General features: G+C 36.2%; 16 protein-coding genes and 3 other annotated features. Of the genes, 3 read left to right on the forward strand and 13 right to left on the reverse strand.

Going from position 1 to position 16,144, the window contains the following annotated elements; translation table 11 throughout:
• Positions 1–21 precede the first annotated feature (21 nt).
• From ilvD to ilvE, 5 genes are read right to left on the reverse strand one after another with little or no spacing between them, the layout of a single operon-like run.
• A complete protein-coding gene (gene ilvD, locus ACYVEC_RS27210) occupies positions 22–1,695 on the reverse strand; it encodes a dihydroxy-acid dehydratase (protein ID WP_063222676.1) in 1,674 nt (557 codons plus the stop codon).
• A gap of 46 nt (positions 1,696–1,741) precedes the next feature.
• Positions 1,742–2,749 carry a ketol-acid reductoisomerase gene (ilvC, locus tag ACYVEC_RS27215; RefSeq protein ID WP_063222675.1) on the reverse strand — a complete coding sequence of 336 codons (1,008 nt, stop codon included), beginning with the start codon at positions 2,747–2,749 and terminating at the stop codon, positions 1,742–1,744.
• Positions 2,750–2,763: 14 nt separating this feature from the next.
• Positions 2,764–2,994: an ACT domain-containing protein gene (locus ACYVEC_RS27220; protein WP_063222674.1), complete on the reverse strand. Its 231-nt coding sequence runs from the start codon at positions 2,992–2,994 to the stop codon at positions 2,764–2,766.
• Positions 2,991–4,706 carry an acetolactate synthase large subunit gene (ilvB, locus tag ACYVEC_RS27225; protein WP_063222673.1) on the reverse strand — a complete coding sequence of 572 codons (1,716 nt, stop codon included), beginning with the start codon at positions 4,704–4,706 and terminating at the stop codon, positions 2,991–2,993. Before ilvB ends, ACYVEC_RS27220 begins: the two co-directional genes overlap by 4 nt.
• A gap of 22 nt (positions 4,707–4,728) precedes the next feature.
• The gene (ilvE, locus tag ACYVEC_RS27230) at positions 4,729–5,628 is read right to left on the reverse strand and encodes a branched-chain-amino-acid transaminase (protein ID WP_063222672.1); all 900 of its coding nucleotides are present in this window, start codon (positions 5,626–5,628) and stop codon (positions 4,729–4,731) included.
• Between the two features lie 152 nt (positions 5,629–5,780).
• Positions 5,781–6,019, reverse strand: a binding site (T-box leader).
• Positions 6,020–6,086: 67 nt separating this feature from the next.
• Positions 6,087–6,332 (reverse strand) — a binding site (T-box leader).
• Between the two features lie 258 nt (positions 6,333–6,590).
• Here ilvE and ACYVEC_RS27235 point away from each other — a divergent pair.
• The gene (locus ACYVEC_RS27235) at positions 6,591–7,349 is read left to right on the forward strand and encodes an SDR family oxidoreductase (RefSeq protein WP_063222671.1); all 759 of its coding nucleotides are present in this window, start codon (positions 6,591–6,593) and stop codon (positions 7,347–7,349) included.
• 90 nt (positions 7,350–7,439) lie between these two features.
• Entirely contained in the window at positions 7,440–7,976 is a 537-nt protein-coding gene (gene msrA / locus ACYVEC_RS27240; RefSeq protein ID WP_063222670.1) for a peptide-methionine (S)-S-oxide reductase MsrA, read from the forward strand.
• Positions 7,977–8,144: 168 nt separating this feature from the next.
• Here the strand turns inward: msrA and ACYVEC_RS27245 are convergent, their stop codons facing one another.
• The 5 genes from ACYVEC_RS27245 to ACYVEC_RS27265 all read right to left on the reverse strand — a co-directional run bounded on the left by ACYVEC_RS27245 (position 8,145) and on the right by ACYVEC_RS27265 (position 11,470).
• Entirely contained in the window at positions 8,145–8,345 is a 201-nt protein-coding gene (locus ACYVEC_RS27245; RefSeq protein WP_063222669.1) for a hypothetical protein, read from the reverse strand.
• A 222-nt stretch (positions 8,346–8,567) separates the two neighbouring features.
• On the reverse strand, positions 8,568–9,464 hold the full coding sequence (locus ACYVEC_RS27250) for an RCC1 domain-containing protein (protein WP_063222668.1): 897 nt from the start codon (positions 9,462–9,464) through the stop codon (positions 8,568–8,570).
• 125 nt (positions 9,465–9,589) lie between these two features.
• A complete protein-coding gene (locus ACYVEC_RS27255) occupies positions 9,590–10,231 on the reverse strand; it encodes a FusB/FusC family EF-G-binding protein (RefSeq protein ID WP_063222667.1) in 642 nt (213 codons plus the stop codon).
• Between the two features lie 110 nt (positions 10,232–10,341).
• A complete protein-coding gene (locus ACYVEC_RS27260) occupies positions 10,342–11,028 on the reverse strand; it encodes a DUF421 domain-containing protein (RefSeq protein WP_063222666.1) in 687 nt (228 codons plus the stop codon).
• A gap of 178 nt (positions 11,029–11,206) precedes the next feature.
• Entirely contained in the window at positions 11,207–11,470 is a 264-nt protein-coding gene (locus ACYVEC_RS27265; protein ID WP_000878310.1) for a CD3324 family protein, read from the reverse strand.
• 327 nt (positions 11,471–11,797) lie between these two features.
• On the opposite strand from ACYVEC_RS27265, the gene ACYVEC_RS27270 reads away from it, so the two are divergent.
• On the forward strand, positions 11,798–12,502 hold the full coding sequence (locus ACYVEC_RS27270; protein ID WP_063222665.1) for a polysaccharide deacetylase family protein: 705 nt from the start codon (positions 11,798–11,800) through the stop codon (positions 12,500–12,502).
• A gap of 39 nt (positions 12,503–12,541) precedes the next feature.
• On the opposite strand, the gene ACYVEC_RS27275 is transcribed toward ACYVEC_RS27270, so the two are convergent.
• The 3 genes from ACYVEC_RS27275 to ACYVEC_RS27285 form a co-directional block, all read right to left on the reverse strand.
• Positions 12,542–13,879, reverse strand: a complete 1,338-nt coding sequence (locus tag ACYVEC_RS27275; protein ID WP_460509259.1) for a sodium-dependent transporter — start codon at positions 13,877–13,879, stop codon at positions 12,542–12,544.
• Positions 13,880–14,179: 300 nt separating this feature from the next.
• Positions 14,180–14,402: a binding site (T-box leader), on the reverse strand.
• Positions 14,403–14,645: 243 nt separating this feature from the next.
• A complete protein-coding gene (locus tag ACYVEC_RS27280; protein ID WP_063222664.1) occupies positions 14,646–15,221 on the reverse strand; it encodes a hypothetical protein in 576 nt (191 codons plus the stop codon).
• A gap of 23 nt (positions 15,222–15,244) precedes the next feature.
• Positions 15,245–16,072, reverse strand: coding sequence for a DUF4037 domain-containing protein (locus tag ACYVEC_RS27285; protein ID WP_063222663.1), 828 nt, complete (start codon positions 16,070–16,072; stop codon positions 15,245–15,247).
• Positions 16,073–16,144 lie beyond the last annotated feature (72 nt).

A 16,144-nucleotide genomic window follows, 5' to 3' on the forward strand; every position in this document is an offset into this window, starting at 1 on the left:
CCTTATCTCTTTTAAATTGGCTCAATCAAAATTCGGAATTTTTAGGACTGCCCCCGTATTCGCCGATGTTACCATTTGCGCATAACGTCCAAGCCAGCCAGTTTTCACTTTCGGTTCTGGTCGTTTCCATTCTTTTTTACGCTTTTCTAATTCCTCATCACTCACTCTTACTTCTAGCAAGCGTTCCTCAACATCGATACAAACGATATCCCCTTGTTCAAGAAGTGCAATCGTTCCGCCCGCAGCTGCTTCTGGTGAAATATGTCCTACTGAAATTCCACGTGAAGCTCCAGAGAAACGTCCATCCGTTAATAATGCAACCTCAGCACCTAATCCCATTCCAGCAATTGCTGATGTTGGTGCTAACATTTCTGGCATACCAGGGCCACCTCTTGGTCCTTCATAACGAATGACAACTACATCTCCTTTTTTCACTTTCCCAAGCATAATGCCAGCAAGTGCCTCATCTTGTGAATTAAAAATAACGCAAGGTCCTTCAAATCGTTTTACTTCAGTTGCACCGCTTTTAATAACTGCTCCGTCTTTCGCAAGGTTGCCTTTTAATATACGCAATCCCCCTTCTTCACTATGAGGGTTTTCGAGAGAGTGAATAACTTCCTTATCTTTAATCTCTGCATCAGCAATATTTTCTCTTAATGTTTGCCCAGTAGCAGTTATTCGATCAAGATGAAGTACTCCTTCTTTCCGGCTCATCTCTTTCAAAATTGCACTAATCCCGCCCGCACGATCAATATCTTCCATATGCCAATTTGAGGCTGGACTTACTTTACATAAATGAGGTACACGTCTTGAAACTGCATCAATACGGTTCATATCATAATCTAGTCCTGCTTCTTGTGCGAGTGCTAGCGTGTGTAGTACTGTATTCGTTGATCCACCCATCGCCATATCAAGTGCAAAAGCATCGTCAATTGCTTCTTCTGTTACAATATCGCGCGGCTTAATATCTCTTTCAATTAAAATTTTCAATTTCTCTGCTGCTTGTTTAATTAACTCTTCACGTCTTGGATCAATTGCTAAAATACTCCCGTTTCCAGGAAGAGCTAAACCTAAAACTTCACATAAACAATTCATAGAGTTCGCGGTAAACATACCCGAACAAGAGCCACAAGATGGACAGCCATGATCTTCAATATCTTTTAATTCTTCTTCTGAAATTTTCCCAGATTGATAAGCTCCTACTCCTTCAAAAACGGAACTCAGATCAACAACTTCTCCTTTAGATGTTTTTCCTGCTGCCATCGGGCCGCCTGAAACAAACACAGTCGGAATGTTAATACGTAGTGCGGCCATCATCATACCTGGTGTAATTTTGTCACAGTTTGGGATACAAATCATGCCGTCAAACCAGTGTGCATTTACAACCGTTTCTACTGAATCTGCAATAATCTCACGACTCGGAAGAGAATAACGCATACCGATATGTCCCATCGCAATACCATCGTCAACTCCAATTGTATTGAATTCGAATGGTACCATACCTGCCGCACGAACTGCCTCTTTTACAAGTTTCCCAAACTCGTTCAAGTGTTTATGCCCTGGAATAATTTCAATAAAAGAATTACAAATTGCTATGAAAGGTTTATCAAAATCTTCATCTTTCAAACCAGTTGCTTTTAATAAACTACGGTGCGGCGCTTTATCAAAACCTTTTTTAATCATATCACTTCTCATCTTGTCAAATCCCCTCTTACATATTTTTCATTTATACTCTCTTACTCTATTTCTTTACTAATTCTTTCGATGCATGAATCCAGCTCATCATTTCACGAAGCTCTGCTCCCACTTTTTCTAATTGATGATTTTGTTCTGCTTTTTTCATTGCGTTATACGTCGGACGTCCCGCTTGATTTTCTAAAATCCATTTCTTCGCAAATTCTCCTTGCTGGATTTCTGTCAGAACACGCTTCATTTCCTTCTTCGTTTCATCTGTAACAATTCTCGATCCTGTTACATAATCTCCGAACTCTGCAGTATCTGAAATAGAGTGGCGCATGTTCGTTAATCCACCTTCGTACATTAAATCAACAATTAACTTTAATTCATGCAAACATTCAAAGTATGCAATTTCAGGACGATACCCGCCTTCCGTTAACGTTTCAAAACCAGCTTTCACAAGTGCAGTTACCCCGCCACAAAGTACCGCTTGCTCACCGAATAAATCCGTCTCCGTTTCTTCTTGGAATGTCGTTTCAATTACACCTGCACGTGTACACCCTACACCTTTTGCATACGCAAGTGCTACATTTAATGCTGTGCCTGTTGCATCTTGATGTACTGCGACTAATGCCGGAACACCATTCCCTTCTTGGAATACACGACGAACGAGATGACCTGGACTTTTTGGCGCGACCATTGCTACATCTACGTAACTTGGCGGATTAATTTGTCCGAAATGAATATTAAATCCATGTGAGAAAAGTAACATTTTCCCTTCGCTAAGATTCTCTTCTACTTCTGCTTTATACACATGTGCTTGCTGTTCATCTGGCAATAACATTTGTACAACTTGAGCGGTTCGAACTGCTTCTGAAACAGACATTACTTCAAATCCATCTGCTTTTGCTACTTCAAAAGACTTACCCTGCCTAACACCAACTACAACTTCCACACCAGAATCGCGTAAATTTTGCGCCTGCGCATGACCTTGAGATCCATAACCAATTACCGCTACTGTTTTCCCTTGTAATAACTCTACATTTGCATCTTTCTCATAATACGTTTTCATATTCCATACACTCCTTATAATTTATTTACTTGCAGTACATCAATTAACTTTTTCAGTTGACTAACAAGTAATGTCGCTTCATTTTCAGTACAAACTGCTGTGAGTTTCATTTCAGAAACACCACTAGTATCTTTTTCGTTTAAATGTAAAGAAGAAATATAATACCCACGCCGAGCAAAAATTCCACTTATACGTAATAAGACGCTTGGCTCGTTATGAATAACGAGTGAAAAAGTATGACTCATTCTTCCCACCTCTTCATAATCATTTCGTTATTCCCTTTGTTTGGCGGAACCATCGGAAATACGTTTTCACCTTCTTCTACACAAAAATCAACTACGACAGGACCTCCATGAGCAAATGCTTCTAACATCACTTGTTTCGCCTCTGTTGCATTTGTCGCCCTTAATCCCTTCACTCCATAAGCTTCTGCCACTTTCACAAAATCTGGCGATCCAATCTTTGATTCTGATAAACGATTTTCATAAAACATTTCTTGCCACTGCCTTACCATCCCTAAAAATTTGTTGTTTATAATAAATACTTTTACAGGGATGTTATTTTCAGCAATTGTTTGTAGTTCTTGAATGTTCATTTGAAAAGAGGCATCGCCTGCAATACAAATGACGAGTTCTTCTTCTTTCGCAAGCTGAGCACCAATAGCTGCCGGGAAACCAAATCCCATCGTTCCTAGCCCGCCAGATGTAAGAAAAGTCCGAGGTTTTCTCGCTTTATAGAAGTGAGCAGCCCACATTTGATGCTGTCCTACCTCTGTGGTGACAACCGCTTCACCATTCGTTAATTCACTCACTAAGTTAATAACATGCTGTGGTTTTAACTCACCTTCTTTTTGAATATAGGAAAGAGGGTATTCCGCTTTCCACTCCTCAATTTTCGTAAGCCATTCATCTGTTTGTGTATAAATTGGCATATGTAACAGCATGTGTAACACTTTTTTCACATCTCCAACAATCGGATACTCTACCGTTATATTTTTATGAAACTCTGAAGGATCTATATCAATATGTACCTTTTTCGAATGCGGAGAAAAGAGTTCTAATTTTCCTGTTACACGATCATCGAAGCGAACACCTAAAGCAAGTAGTAAATCGCATTCTGTTACTGCCATGTTTGCAGCGTACGTTCCATGCATACCGAGCATTCCTAAAAATAATGGATTTCCCGGCGGATATGCACCCAGTCCCATTAAAGTTGACACGACTGGAATACGATTCTTCTTCGCAAATTTGATAAGTTCATCAGATCCACCTGAATGAATGACACCTCCTCCAATATAAAGAAGTGGGCGTTTCGCTTTTGAAATTTCTTTAGCTATCTCTCTAAGCTTCATACTGTCTGGCATAGGCTCTAGTTTGTACCCTGGAATCTCAATTACTTCATTATAAAAACTTGTTACCTTTTCATTTTGAACATCTTTTGGAACATCAATTAATACAGGTCCCGGTCGCCCACTTTCAGCGATGTAAAAAGCTTCTTGTACAATACGTGATAACTGATTCACCTCACGAACTTGGTAATTATGCTTCGTAACAGGTACTGTAATTCCGACAACATCAGCTTCTTGAAACCCGTCTTTTCCGATGAGTGGTGTTGCAACTTGCCCTGTAATGACAACTAAAGGAATCGAATCCATATAAGCATCTGCTAAGCCCGTAACTAAATTCGTCGCCCCTGGGCCAGAGGTAGCAAATACTACCCCGACCTTTCCAGAAGCTCTTGCATAACCTTCAGCCGCATGAATGGCAGCTTGTTCATGACGAGTTAATACGTGCTTTAATCCACTTCCGTATAACGCATCATATACTGGCAAAATAGCTCCGCCCGGATAACCGAAAACAGTCGTTACGCCTAATTTCTTTAAGCATTGAATAACGTGTCCTGCTCCTGTCACTTCTTCACACTGAAATTTCTCATAAGTTGTATACTGCTGTTCCATTTCAATTAACTCCTCTCCCTATCTACATTAAGCTTTCCGCCAGTCCTGGAACACGTACGCCTCTTTCTCTCGTTAACTTTTTAAATTCCTCTGTCAATTGTTTCGTTACACTTCCTGGTTTCCCATCTCCAATTTCTCTTGAATCAACTTTTACAACTGGAATTAATTCTGCTGCCGTTCCTGTTAAAAACACTTCATCCGCTACATAAACGTCATGGCGAGTGAATGGTCTTTCATCACACGGGATACTCAGTCGCTCACATAACTCAATAACACTATTTCTCGTAATGCCTTCTAACGCTCCTAAATATGAAGGAGGTGTTAGCACTTTTCCATCTTTCACAACGAAAACATTATCTCCAGATCCTTCACAAACATATCCTTGCTGATTTAACATAAGGGCCTCTAGCACTCCTGCTTGTGCCGCTTCAATTTTTACAAGTACGTTATTTAAGTAATTCATTGACTTAATACGTGGATCTAATGCATCTGGCGTATTACGTCTTGATGCAACAGATACAACACTTAGTCCATTATCATAAAATTCCTGTGGGAATAATTTTAATTGTTCTGCAATGATAATAACGCTCGGTTTCACACAACTTCTCGGATCAAGTCCTAAGTCCCCTTTTCCTCTTGAAACAATTAATCGAATGTAGGCATCTGCATACTCATTTTTTTGAAGTGTCTGTAAAACCGCTTCTTCCATTTCTTCAACCGTCAGTGGGATTGTAAGTAAAATAGATTTTGCCGATTCATACAATCGTTTTACATGTTCTTTTAAACAAAATACATTTCCACCGTAACTACGAATTCCTTCAAATACACCGTCTCCGTATAAAAAACCGTGATCATATACTGAAACAACTGCCTTTTCTTTTTCTACAAATTCTCCATTCATATAAATGTACTGGTTTCCCATCTCACATCGCTCCTCTTTTTCTCTCTATTTTTGCAATCAATTTCTATATCGATTGCTGAGATGAGTATTTTAACAGAATATTCAGTATATAAACCTTAAAAATATACTCGTCTCAACAATCGATTACATAATACATACTAGTAGCAATCCATTGCTGAGACGAGGGAATCGTGGTACCACTCAGCTTCCTTACACTTCTCACGAAATGTAAGCTCTGCAAGTCCAATTAGACTTTTGTTTTTCTATCGGAAACAACTCCGCTACTTTTTACTATTTTCAAAAGTAGTGCTCCGAGGTGATCTTCAATGATTCGATTGTTACCACCCTCACAGCCTTGGGGCAGCTCTCTGAAACAATGTATATCATTTACTCTCCTCTTCTACGCATTCTCTTATTCTATTTTTTAAAATAAAAACTCTCGCCCCAGCAATCAACTACTACAATTTAGTAGCTTTGATTGCTGAGGCGAGAGTTTCGCGTTACCACTCAGCTTCCTTATACTTCTCACGAAATATAAGCTCTGTAGGTCCAATTAGACCCCCGTCCTTTTACCGGAGACGATGCCGTCGCTCTCTACTCAGTTTCCCTTTCGCAAGCGATGCTCCGAGGTGATCTTCAATGATTCGATTGTTACTACTCTCACAGCCTAGGAGTAGCTCTCTGAAACGATCATAATCATCTACTTTCCTCTTCTTTGCATATACAACATATAAAGTTAGAAAATTCTTAATTAACTTTTATTTGTTAAACGTATTATAGGACGTTGTTCTTTTCATTGTCAACATGTTTTTCTAAAAAAAATAAAATTCAATCAATTTAAGAGAAGTATATTTATTTTTTCTCAAAACAAAATCGGAATGAACTTCTTACACATACTCATATATTACTTAAGTATGTTCGCATTACTACATAAAGAAAAATAACTTAAAAACATTTAAAATTTATGAGGAGATGAGAAAACTATGTTAAAAGGAAAAGTAGCATTAGTTACAGGGGCAAGCCGAGGAATTGGACGTGCTATCGCAAAACGTTTAGCAAACGACGGTGCATTAGTTGCTGTTCATTATGGTAATCGAAAAGAAGATGCTGAAGAAACTGTTTATGAAATTCAATCAAATGGTGGATCAGCTTTTTCTATCTGTGCAAATCTTGAATCTTTACATGAAGTAGAGACCCTTTATAGTTCTTTGGATAACGAATTACAAAAAAGAACTGGTGGTACTAAATTTGATATTTTAATAAACAACGCTGGAATTGGTCCTGGTGCTTTTATTGAAGAAACGACTGAACAATTTTTTGATAGAATGGTTTCAGTAAATGCAAAAGCACCATTTTTTATCATTCAACAAGCTCTATCTCGTTTACGTAACAATAGCCGAATTATTAATATTTCATCCGCTGCAACTCGTATTTCTTTACCTGATTTCATTGCATATAGTATGACGAAAGGCGCTATTAATACAATGACTTTCACACTAGCAAAACAGCTCGGAGCACGTGGAATTACAGTGAATGCAATACTTCCTGGATTTATTAAAACAGATATGAATGCAGAACTCTTGAGCGATCCAATGATGAAACAATATGCTACTACTATTTCTGCCTTCAATCGCTTAGGTGAAGTAGAAGACATTGCCGATACTGTTGCATTTCTTGCTTCTCCAGACAGCCGCTGGGTTACTGGACAATTAATTGATGTGAGCGGTGGATCTTGTTTATAAAAAACATATATTTTCGAATCTTTTTTATTGCGCAATAAAATAAATTGTATAATACTATATAAAACATATATATTTAGGAGGATTACAGTAATGTCCGAAAAAACATACGAACTCGCAACCTTCGCAGGTGGTTGCTTTTGGTGCATGGTAAAACCATTTGATGAACTTCCTGGTATTCATAAAGTACTTTCTGGCTATGCAGGTGGTCATGTAGAAAACCCAACATATGAACAAGTAAAGGCTGGAACATCTGGGCATTTAGAAGTTGTACAAATTACATTCGATCCTTCTATTTTTCCATATGAAAAATTACTAGATTTATATTGGCCACAAATTGATCCAACTGATGATGGCGGACAATTTTTTGATCGTGGTCCATCTTATCGCACTGCTATTTTTTATCATAATAAAACGCAAAAAGAGCTTGCTGAAAAATCAAAACAAGCTCTTGCAGAAAGCGGTACGTTTAAAGATCCAATCGTAACTGAAATTCGCCCGGCTGCACCTTTTTATGAAGCCGAAGAATACCATCAACATTTCTATAAAAAGAACCCTGAGAAATATGCTATCGAGCAAAAAGAATCTGGCCGTGCAGACTTTATAAAAGAAAATTGGCAAAAAAAATAATAAAAACGCATCGTGCTCTCTTTTCAAAGTGCGATGCGTTTTTATCTTTGAAAAAAGTACCATACAGTGATAAAAACAACAGCTGTTAATGTCCAAAGTATTATCTCATTTTTCACTCTACTCTTTTTCTGATTCATTTCATCCCCTCCTAGTAACAATTAAACATAGTCAAGACTTCTTTTGTTTAATTGTCCACGTAATAAAAGTAAATAAATCCTTACATATTCTTATAATAAGGCCACCTATTATTCCGATTGCAATTGAAATTAATAACATCTGTCCAAAATTAAGAGAAGTTGTATATGTTATGTAGAGAACGATACATACAAGTGAAAGATCCGGTAAAAAAAGTAAAAACTTTTTAAACATTTCTTCAGCTCTCCTATGCTTTATTTATATGTTTTACTGTAACTTTGAAATAAAGTTTGTTCAAAAATTCCATTTAGACCCTCATTTTACGAAAAATAATAAGAATCCCTTTTCAAAAGAGATTCTTATTCAGCAGATTTAAGTTTAATTATTTTCTACATATCCTATTCCATAACTACTCCTAAAATAGTTTAATATTACTAATAATTTATTGTAAATTGACTATTTGCCAGGCAATCGAATGTTGTGCCAGCTACCTACATCGCATTGGCCAAATTCATTATTCCCTACCGCGACCACTGTGCCGTCTGATTTAAGTCCAACCGTATGCGCACAACCAGCCGCTATCGCTACAATATCTCGCCAATCACTTACATTGCATTGACCATACTCATTCCAGCCCACTGCCACCACGGTACCGTCTGATTTAAGTCCAATTGTATGATTCGTACCAGCTGCTATCGCTACAATACCTCGCCAGCCACTTACGTCACACTGGTTATGTTTATCATTCCCCACTGCCGTCACTGTGCCGTCCACTTTAAGGCCAACAGTATGAAGATACCCAGCCGCTACCGCTACAATATCTCGCCAGCTGCTTACATCACATTGTCCATATCGATTATTTCCCACCGCCGTCACTGTGCCGCCCACTTTAAGACCGACTGTATGCCAGTCACCCGCCGCCGTAGCCACAATATCTCGCCAGCTGCTTACATTGCATTCTCCTTCTTTATTTCGCCCCACTGCAACTACCGTGCCATCCGGTTTAAGGCCAATGGTACGACGCCACCCTGCCGCTATCGCTACAATGTTATGCCAGTCGTTCACATCGCATTGATCATGCTTATTCCATCCCACCGCTTCCACAGTATTATCACATTTCAGAGCGATTGTATGAGCATTTCCTGTGTTTGTCGCCATATGAACATTGCCCGCTCCGACGGCTTCAATACCGCACCAGCTACTTACATTGCATTCTCCTTCTTTATTTCGCCCCACTGCAACTACCGTGCCATCCGATTTAAGCGCAACGGTATGACCACGCCCCGCTGCTATCGTATTTTTAGGCCACCTTTTCACTTTTAACACCTCTTCTTTCGGTGAAATGTAAGTCATGTTTTACCTCCTTGCATATAAGCAACTATATCTAATTAGATTTTTTTATTAAATTTCATTATGCAGCCTATTATTACTTCTTCAAAAAATAAAACCTCCAGTTTAAGCACTAGAGGTCTTTCATTTTATTTCTTTAATCTCTCAATAAAATCCTGTAATTTATCAAGTGATTTCATATTCTGATTGCAAGCTACACCATCTTTACAAATATAGTTTCCCTTTCTAACGAAAGTTCCTGGTACATCACCTTTAATTTCAACTAAAAACATTCCTACTTCTTCATGCCCATGACATAATGAACAAATGCTTTTTTTATTTAAACTTTGAAATGTTCCTTGCAGACCAACAAACTTATTTTTATCATTTTTCGCTATAATAAATTTCCTGCTTGACCCTTTATCAATCCAGCTTAAATAAGATAATTCTTTCATATCCAGTGTTTCCATGTCAGGAAGTTTTAACTTTTTCGCTTTAGGAAATAGTTTTTTTAATGTTTGCGCTGTAACTTCCTGAAACGGGATGACATACGGATTTATTTTCATTAAGAATGATTCTGCATCTTCTCTATTTTGAACTGTTAATACCGTATCAATTAACTCTTTCTGTTCATCTGTTAAATTCTCAAATACATGTATTATCTTTTCAATCGCAAGTGATTTTAACGCTTGAATTACACCTCTATCATTTGCCGTTGCATGTCCATTTGCTAAAATATAAGCTTGTGATTTTATAAAATTATATTGATCACTTCTAATAAAAGCTTCCATCTTTATCACTCCATACAAATTGTTGTTCTATTTCTATTGTATACAATGATTTATCTTTTTCATATGTAAAAGATAACTTAGAAATGAACATTACATACTCTGACTATGTTCTACCGAGGTATTTCCTGACAAAAGAAACCATCGTCTGTTTTCCATTCAGCATATAATACATCCTCAAATTTAGTAATCCCTTTTTGCTTTATTTGTTTATAAAGCCAACCTTCATCAAAACCAGCTTCCCTCAAATTATCTTTCACTACTTTTCCATCACTAATTAATGAAATTGGTAAGTATACAGGCTTATGTTTTAAACTTAAATCATTTATAGTGGGAGATTCATATTTGCTCTTTTTCAGAACACTTATGTTTCCATTAGGTTCCAAAATCATATATTCAACTTCTCGAATTGAAAATATGTCTTTCTGTTGCCTAAGCATTTGTTGTAATTGATTAATATCCAAATGATTCGATTTTAATTGTTCTCTGTCAATATGCCCATTACGAATGATAATAGAAGGGTATCCTTCAAAGAACTTTCTTGTCCTTCTAAATTTTTGTGTTATCACTTCTATTGCGTAAATTAATATTACCCATACAAAAACAGCATATAAAATAGACCATACTCTCACCTCAGGATCATATACAGTGTTTCCAACTAATTCTCCGATTACAATGGCAGAAATAAAATCAAAAGGGGTTAGCTGCGATATTTGTGTTTTCCCCAATATTTTAGTAGCAATTAATAAAACAAAAAAACCAACAAAAAGTTCTATCGTTATTTGTCCAAGATGATTCATATGTGTTCACCTTTCTGTAATATGAAATATAACGTTTTTATTCCTATTCACATTTCTATACGATACAATTGCGATTCATTTTTTCTATTATGATGTCCATTCACACCCTATATATCCAATACATACAAAACAAAAAGAGTCTAGTTCAAAATAATCTTTGAACTAGACTCTTTTATTTTTATTTAGAATACACAATCTTTTTAATCGTTTCTCCGGAAAGAAAATACTCTTCTGCAAGTTGATGAATAGAAATTCCGCTTTTAAACGCTTCTTTAATTGCTTTATTTCTTTCATCTAGTTGTTTTCTTCCCCCAGATCGTGTACCCCATTTATAATGTTTCGTTTCTTGTTTTGGAATGTAAATGGTTTCACCTTGTATATACTTTTGAATTTCAGTAATTAAACTTTCTGGTAAAACCGTCGCAGCTTTTACGTATTTCATTTCTGCTCGCCCCTTATTTTTTATGGTTCATTTCAATAAGGTGCAAAGCCAAATATAAAAAATGATACGAGCTCATTTAGGCGATTGTATATTACTTGTCTACCTCACGCAAAGTATCGCCATTTCCATACTTGGCTTTGCATGAGACGCTGCAGTGTCCGGCAATTGAATTATAATCGCCATATAAACACCTCCTAATATACCTTTTGCATTTTATTATATGATAAATTCCTTTCCCTTGCATCCACATCCTTTTTTAAAGCATGAAATTACTTAGTTTGGTATAATACTTTTTAGTCCAATCAAAAACTATAGTGAGGTTGCGTTATGAAGAAGAAAATAATCATTACAATCGTTACAATATTCATTATTACTGTAGCATTATTCGGAACATACAAATTGATGAATGCAAGAAGCTTTCAATTATTTGGAGATTTAACAAATCGCGTAGAAACAAATGAAAAGGTGATTGCTTTAACTTTTGATGATGGTCCTACTAACAATGTAAAACAAATATTACCGCTACTAGATACATACAATGCAAAAGCTACTTTCTTTTTAATCGGAAATGAATTAGAGAAAAATCTATCGTTAGGAGAAGCTATCGTACAATCTGGGCACCAAGTTGGAAACCATACATATTCTCATAATAGAATGGTTTTCAAAACACCTTCTTTTATTAAAGATGAAATAGAAAAAACGAATTCATTAATCCGCCAAACAGGATTTACAGGCGAAATTGATTTTAGGCCACCTAATGGAAAAAAATTAATTGGACTACCATATTATTTAAATAAAAATAATATCGAAACGATTACATGGGATCTTGAGCCTGATACTTTTTATAAATCTGCGGCAGATAAAATTGACTACGTTAATAAAAATGTAAAACCAGGTTCTATCATTTTACTGCACTCTATGTATGCTAATTCTAATGAAAATTTACAAACGATTGAAGGTATTTTAGACTCTTTATCTAAGAAGGGCTATCAGTTCGTAACAGTAAACGAACTACAAAAAAGAGCAAAATAAAAAGGTAGCGTATCATAAAACGATACGCTACCTTTCTTTTTAAATAATGCCAAGTACATTTAAGAATACGATAATAATCGCAATTGGTGCGATAAAGCGAAGTAAGAATAACCATAATACGAATAATTTATAGCCCTTATTTTTACTTACACCAAGTTCTTTCATTAATACATCTTTCTTCATTTTTAAAGGAACAAAGATGGAAACTAATAAAACACCAAGTGGCATTAGTACGTTACTAACTGCATAATCCGCTAAATCAAAGACTGTCTTTCCGAAAATCTTCAGATCACTTAATATACCAAATGACAATGCTGATGGTACTCCAACAACGAAGATTAATAATCCTACGATTAAAGCCATTTTTTCACGTTTTCCTTTACCTTTTGCAGTTAAAGATGCAACGCTAATTTCTAACATCGAAATTGCCGATGTAATAGTAGCAAAGAAGAATAGTAATAAGAAAACGATGAAGAATAATTTTCCAAATGCCATTTTACTGAAAATAGCTGGCAGTACGATAAATAATAGCCCCGGTCCTTGAGATGGTTCCATTCCAAATGCGAACACTACTGGGAAAATTGCAAGTCCTGCAAGTAATGTAATCACAAGCGTTAAAGCTACGATAGAAAATGCTGAACGCGGTAAGCTTTCTTCCTTCGGTAAGTATGAACTATACGTTACCATTACTGCTACTCCGACTGATAATGAGAAGAACGATTGACCCATCGCATATAAAATAACTTCTGATGTTACATGTGAGAAATCAGGTTGTAAGAAGAAACGAACTCCTTCTCCAGCACCATCTAATGTAAGGGCACGAACGATTAATACAAAGAATAAAACGAATAGTGCTGGCATGAAATATTTATTTACTTTTTCAACACCATTTTGTACACCTTTACTTACGATAAAAATAGTAATAAGGATGAATAATAGCTGTGATTCAACTGCTAAATACGGATTGGAAATGATTTCACCAAACGTAGCTTCGTATGCGCCATTTCCTTCCCATAGTCTACCTGTAATTGCATTCCATAAGTATAATAAAATCCATCCCCCTACAACGCTGTAGAAAGAAAGTAATATGAAACAAGTTACAATCCCCAATTTCCCTAACCATGGCCATAGTGTTTTTGGTGCGATTTCTCTATACGCATCAACAGCCTCTTTTTGTGTACTTCTTCCGATAACGAATTCAGCTAATAATAGCGGTAAACCAATTAATAATGTGAAACCGATGAAAATAAGGAAGAACGCGCCGCCCCCTCCAATTCCGGCCATATACGGGAACTTCCAAATCGCCCCAAGGCCAATCGCTGAACCTGCTGCAGCTAATACGAAACCTAATTTCGATGTCCATTGCTGTGAATTCATTTGTTAATCTCCTCTCTGTCTCTTTTTCTTTGTTTCAGTTCAGTATTTATATTGTTCTATCAATACTCTTTTCTAATACGTTCACTTCCTCCCTAATAATAAAAAACGCCCCTACGTAAATACGTAGGGACGACAAAAATATCGCGGTACCACCCTAGTTATGAAGATATACCAAAGTTAGGACCTAAATAAAAAACGCCCCTACGCACATACGTAGGGACGATAAAATATCGCGGTACCACCCTAGTTATGAAGCCACACCAAAGTAAGACCTAAATAAAAAACGTCCCTACGTAAATACGTAGGGACGATAAATATCGCGGTACCACCCTAGTTGTGAAACAATCTTCACCACTTTATTTGATAACGGTATAAACTACCGTCTTTCATTTCCTCACAATGTGAGATTTATGAAAGATGCTCCAGGACGAACTTCATGAATAATCTATATACTGATTCACACCAACCATCAGCTCTCTGAAATAGGGAGATATTCACTACTATACCCTTTCATTGCCCAAATATTATTTTCCGAATTGATTACTATCATTTTTATCATACATTAAAAATAGTGTCAACTTATATTTTGAATTTTTATGTATTATATTCTATTTAAAAATTTAAAATGTAAGTGTTATTTTAGAAAATAAGTAGATTAGTGTATAAAGAATTCAAGAAGGCATGAGAAAAAATTGCACATTATTGATACTTATTCCCGAAGAAAAATCATCTGAAAACATAAAATATCCCTATTTGTTATTAGCTTTTAAGAGCTTGATGGATACCAAGAAAATTTCGTATCACTATCCAATGGTTTATTCTTCGTTTCTTTTTCAATTACATTAAACCATTCATTTAGAATTCGAGTTTTTGGTAATTGAGCAGCAAGATTATCTTCCCAAATTATATGTGAGAACCAGGCTTTCGTTTCCCATTCAAACTGTAATTGTGCGAACGAGATTATAGGGTGGTCAGCTTCACGAAATTGCTGATTTACTGCATTTGAGACTTCTGGAGCTTGAGGTAACAACTCGTTCTGAATTCTATTTTTCATCACCTCATCTTCTAACTGATCCCAGAAATACAATTGCCCATTTATTTGATAAAAAATATCAAATGAAGCCTCACCTTTCTTCAAGTTCAGTAATACGAAGGCACGTTCCACATCATTGTCAGCTGCCTTTACAGCATTGATAATAATATTTTGTGCCATCGATACCCAATAACTAGTCGCTTCTTCTACCGTAGATTCCACATACAATTCTTCATTTAATTCATGTAAAGTGGCTTCTTGCTCATTTACTTTTTCAACTTTTTTGAAAAACCTATTAAAAAAGCCCATAACTTCCTCCTTATTTCTATTTTCTATTTTACAAAATAGAAAATAGATTTTTCTTGCTCATCGACATTTACTTCCGGAGCGAATGTATGAACTTGTTGCAACACTTCTTCTATTAGCAACTCTAACTCCTGCACACTATTTTCCGGATTCCCTATTAACGTTTCCGCCATACGCTCATATAAATTCTCAGGTTTAATCGTCATTAGTTCCACATTATTAGGCATCCATTTAAATGCTGGATGATGTACATACATTTTATTCAAACCAAATAAAACACCGAATACATTCCTTTGCACTTCACAAATAACATCATAAAGCATAAGCCAGTCTTTTCGTTTTAAAAGAGCCTTTCGATTATGCCAGCGATTGCTTAACCAAAGATTTTCTGAAATCATCCGTTTCGCTAGATTTTCTGGATATGCTATCACTCTATCTTTTAATTCATTCACTTTCTCTTCTCCATACAAACTAACACCATCATGAACAGATGATACGATACATTGTTTTTCATAACTTATATCATATTGATCCACCACATCCGAAATAACTTTCTCTACTGTTTTTGTTAAAAAGTTACTAATCTCTAATTTAATTCCTTCTTTCGTCAAATAGGTTTCTGACCATTCTTCTTCCTCGTAAGGATGATATGATAAAATCGTTCCACCAATATGGTTTATAGGCCCTTTTCGATCCTCATCCTCTAGTGGTGCTGACCATAAAATATGCAACTCAATATCTGAATGTTCATCTTCTAGCTTTCTACCTACTGAGCCCGCTAAAATAATAGCCTCCACCTTCGGATTTCCCCTATAAATCTCCGAAATTTCTATTGCTTTCTCTTTTAATCCCACTTCATTTCCCCCTAAAATTGCAATACATCATTACTTTTTCATTTATCTATTTCGATATAACCTTTTCAAATT

It is taken from the genome of Bacillus sp. MN7755 (genome assembly GCF_054771475.1).

Excerpts from the sequence above, each read along its gene's own strand:
- ilvD (WP_063222676.1), bottom strand. The coding sequence starts at position 1,695 with ATGAGAAGTGATATGATTAAAAAAGGTTTTGATAAAGCGCCGCACCGT.
- ilvC (WP_063222675.1), bottom strand. The coding sequence starts at position 2,749 with ATGAAAACGTATTATGAGAAAGATGCAAATGTAGAGTTATTACAAGGG.
- ACYVEC_RS27220 (WP_063222674.1), bottom strand. The coding sequence starts at position 2,994 with ATGAGTCATACTTTTTCACTCGTTATTCATAACGAGCCAAGCGTCTTA.
- ilvB (WP_063222673.1), bottom strand. The coding sequence starts at position 4,706 with ATGGAACAGCAGTATACAACTTATGAGAAATTTCAGTGTGAAGAAGTG.
- ilvE (WP_063222672.1), bottom strand. The coding sequence starts at position 5,628 with ATGGGAAACCAGTACATTTATATGAATGGAGAATTTGTAGAAAAAGAA.
- ACYVEC_RS27235 (WP_063222671.1), top strand. The coding sequence starts at position 6,591 with ATGTTAAAAGGAAAAGTAGCATTAGTTACAGGGGCAAGCCGAGGAATT.
- msrA (WP_063222670.1), top strand. The coding sequence starts at position 7,440 with ATGTCCGAAAAAACATACGAACTCGCAACCTTCGCAGGTGGTTGCTTT.
- ACYVEC_RS27245 (WP_063222669.1), bottom strand. The coding sequence starts at position 8,345 with ATGTTTAAAAAGTTTTTACTTTTTTTACCGGATCTTTCACTTGTATGT.
- ACYVEC_RS27250 (WP_063222668.1), bottom strand. The coding sequence starts at position 9,464 with ATGACTTACATTTCACCGAAAGAAGAGGTGTTAAAAGTGAAAAGGTGG.
- ACYVEC_RS27255 (WP_063222667.1), bottom strand. The coding sequence starts at position 10,231 with ATGGAAGCTTTTATTAGAAGTGATCAATATAATTTTATAAAATCACAA.
- ACYVEC_RS27260 (WP_063222666.1), bottom strand. The coding sequence starts at position 11,028 with ATGAATCATCTTGGACAAATAACGATAGAACTTTTTGTTGGTTTTTTT.
- ACYVEC_RS27265 (WP_000878310.1), bottom strand. The coding sequence starts at position 11,470 with ATGAAATACGTAAAAGCTGCGACGGTTTTACCAGAAAGTTTAATTACT.
- ACYVEC_RS27270 (WP_063222665.1), top strand. The coding sequence starts at position 11,798 with ATGAAGAAGAAAATAATCATTACAATCGTTACAATATTCATTATTACT.
- ACYVEC_RS27275 (WP_460509259.1), bottom strand. The coding sequence starts at position 13,879 with ATGAATTCACAGCAATGGACATCGAAATTAGGTTTCGTATTAGCTGCA.
- ACYVEC_RS27280 (WP_063222664.1), bottom strand. The coding sequence starts at position 15,221 with ATGGGCTTTTTTAATAGGTTTTTCAAAAAAGTTGAAAAAGTAAATGAG.